The sequence below is a fragment of the Lachnoclostridium phocaeense genome (assembly GCF_959599685.1).
GTDB classification, from domain to species: domain Bacteria; phylum Bacillota; class Clostridia; order Lachnospirales; family Lachnospiraceae; genus Claveliimonas; species Claveliimonas monacensis.
Genome location: NZ_CAUGIN010000057.1, coordinates 1 through 2,721, shown reverse-complemented (window position 1 = coordinate 2,721; position 2,721 = coordinate 1). Strand labels below are relative to the sequence as shown.

The 2,721-nt window shown below is 44.3% G+C and carries 5 protein-coding genes; all 5 read right to left on the bottom strand.

Annotated features, from left to right (window positions below):
• On the bottom strand, nt 1–331 hold a 331-nt coding region (locus Q5911_RS14760), incomplete at its 3' end, for a recombinase family protein (RefSeq protein ID WP_303183946.1).
• Nucleotides 328–549: a hypothetical protein gene (locus tag Q5911_RS14755; RefSeq protein ID WP_303183944.1), complete on the bottom strand. Its 222-nt coding sequence runs from the start codon at nt 547–549 to the stop codon at nt 328–330. The genes Q5911_RS14760 and Q5911_RS14755, both read right to left, overlap by 4 nt.
• Before the next feature lie 70 nt (nt 550–619).
• Nucleotides 620–856, bottom strand: a complete 237-nt coding sequence (locus Q5911_RS14750; protein WP_118581393.1) for a hypothetical protein — start codon at nt 854–856, stop codon at nt 620–622.
• Nucleotides 857–919: 63 nt separating this feature from the next.
• Nucleotides 920–2,290: a DUF4832 domain-containing protein gene (locus tag Q5911_RS14745; RefSeq protein ID WP_303183940.1), complete on the bottom strand. Its 1,371-nt coding sequence runs from the start codon at nt 2,288–2,290 to the stop codon at nt 920–922.
• A partial coding sequence (locus Q5911_RS14740) for a DUF4956 domain-containing protein (RefSeq protein ID WP_303183938.1) occupies nt 2,287–2,721 on the bottom strand: 435 nt, incomplete at its 5' end. The genes Q5911_RS14740 and Q5911_RS14745, both read right to left, overlap by 4 nt.

Sequence of the window (2,721 nt, the reverse complement as noted above, 5' to 3'; positions counted from 1 at the left end):
AAAAACGGTTTTCCAGATAGAGATACAGTCGTTTGCCACAAGTCACAAGCCGATCCACAAAAACATAACAAAACTTTGTGTTTCGCATCAGTCTGTCCTGGGATTTTATCACTACAATCTCAAATTTATCTCTAAGAAGGTCAGAAAAAAGCCGCTGGTACTGTTCCCGTCCCCGGGTGCTGGTACCGGACCTGCTTTCTATATATTCATCCTCTAAGGACCAGTTCAGGCGGCGGACGCATTCTCTTGCCTCCGCCGCCTGTCTTATAAGCGCATCCTTCTGGCACTCCTCTTCTGTACTGCACCGGCAGTAGATCACTGCCCTGGTCATAAAGTGCCACCGTATTTTTCTATTTTTTCCTTCAAAACCAACAATTCAGCTGAGGTAATCCATTTTTCCTCTGCAAGAATATCTGCGATTTTCTTTAATAATTCCTTTTTCTCTGACAATTTTAAATTTTCCTGATTTTTCCGGTTGGTAACAGACCGTGAAAAAACGGATGTGCACTGCTCTTCTTGCTCCCAATTTAAGGATTCCGCCAGACTCATACTATCAACTCCGGTTTTCATGCCTTATGGTATAATATGCAGTTCTTCCTGTCTCTGCCGTAATTTTTTTCTATCTTCCAGGCGGATTGTCCAGCATATGCCACTCCCACTCCGGATCAATAACGGCATCCGCACTTTCCATAACTGCACAATCCTTATCACAGCCATCCACTGCACAGGAACAGGCCATACCCGCTTTCTCAAAATGCCCTGGCACACCTTCATAACGCACGCACCATAATCCACGGTAGTGCATCCGTTTACACAGGCCATATTCATACTCGTATTTCACTATTTTTTCTGACATTTCTCTACCTCTTCCAACTTTTTATTACCGGTTCTTCCGAAAGCAAAGGGACCGAAAGCCACTCTATTTTTCCTTCTGCCATAGTATATTTCTGCCATTCTGATAAGCACATTCCATTGCCAGCCTTACGCCAGGCTTTTCTGTCATGGGATCTTCAATTCCCACAGACAGAGCATATCCCTCCTTCAAAAGTGCCGGAATATCCCGGGTTTCAAATACAGTCCGGGTAATAAGCTGTGTATCTGGTAAAACAGAAGAAAGAAGCATATTGATTTCAGTCTTCTCCACTGTATTTCCAGAGGGATCCTCCAGATACAGATATACCGGCCATTTTTTGTAAAGCGGAGCAACGCCGTCATTATTCCAGGTCAGGCACAGGCAATCTTCCTGCCCCTCCCTTTTCCAGGCAGCTTCTGAGATCCACAGGCGGTACCCCATATTCAAAAGCACTTTGTCATAGCCATCTTTATACTGACTGTCTGCATATTTCGGACCTAAAAATGTAGTGTGAGACTTCCGGACCAATTCTACAGTCTGTTCCAGATCTGTCACCAGCATCTGTTCCATGGAAACAGAGCTGGTAAATTCACCGCCCGATGGAGCTGTCTTCCAGAAGTCTGGCATACTGCCAAGCGCATCTTTCTCCTCTGCCTGTCCATAATCTCCACCTTCCTGAATCCAGGTCAGCCATTCTTCTGTGGACTCTTTATGCCCGGTCATATCATTATAAAGCCCCATTCCATAAGCTTCTGCAATATGAAAAGGTCTTCTCATAAGCATGTTTACGCCGGGAAAAGCTTCCAGCCAGGGCATAATATACTGATTTCTTACAGCTTCCTCAGGGATTCTCGTAATCCCATCGCTGTAATTTACATGCCACTCTCCCCAATGTCCAAGACTTCCAAGCTCAATATAACTGATCAGCCCGTCTTTTCCAAAATGCTCTCCAAGGGCTTTGATTGCCTTCTCATGCTCTTCTATAAAAACCTTATTGTTGTAATCCGGTGAATATCCTTTTCCATATTCACCGTCATACCAGGTTCCGTCTTCCTCTGTCTTCTCATACAGCCACCGGGGGATGTCCATATGTTTCTCATCACCCGGAATGTCACAGACAAAACGCAAGATCAGATGTTTTCCTTCTTTTTTCCACCTGTTTATCTGGTTTTCCTCTTCTATGGAATCCCAGGCATACACCCCTTCTTCCGGCTCTAATTCTGCCCAGGTAATGTCCATATACAAAAGCGAAATATCCTCTGACACATTCTCATACCAGGCACTTGGTGCATATCCCATAAGCGGATTTCCAAAAATCTCCTGGGATTTCTGAAACTGCTTTTTGTTTCCATTTCCGGAAGACCACCATTGATAACCTGCGCCAGCTGCCAGAATGACTATCAGAATCAGCAACATTGCTGCCAGAATCTTTTTCATCCGTGATATTCCCCATTATACTGAATCAGAGTGACATCTTCTACATCTTCAATGCTGCGGATTTTTTCCATAAAATCCATGTCATTTTGTCGGCAGTACAATTCCACTGCCATCTCTGTTTTTTCTTTGCGCATGGTCTTGGATTTGACAAAATACTTTCTTTTTCCAAAGCAGCGGATTACCTCATCCCCTGCCTGGTCTCCTGTATAGTGGATCACTGCAATATAGATTTTTCCTCTCTGCTGTTTGTGATAAAACAATACGATCATCAGGATCATAATTGCAGCCGCCAGAAGCGCCAGGACATACATTCCCGCTCCAGCCGTAATTCCTGTGGTGATTGCCCAGAACAGATACAAAAGATCCATAGGATCCTTAATTGCTGTACGAAAACGGACAATGGACAACGCTCCTACCATACCAAGTGAAAT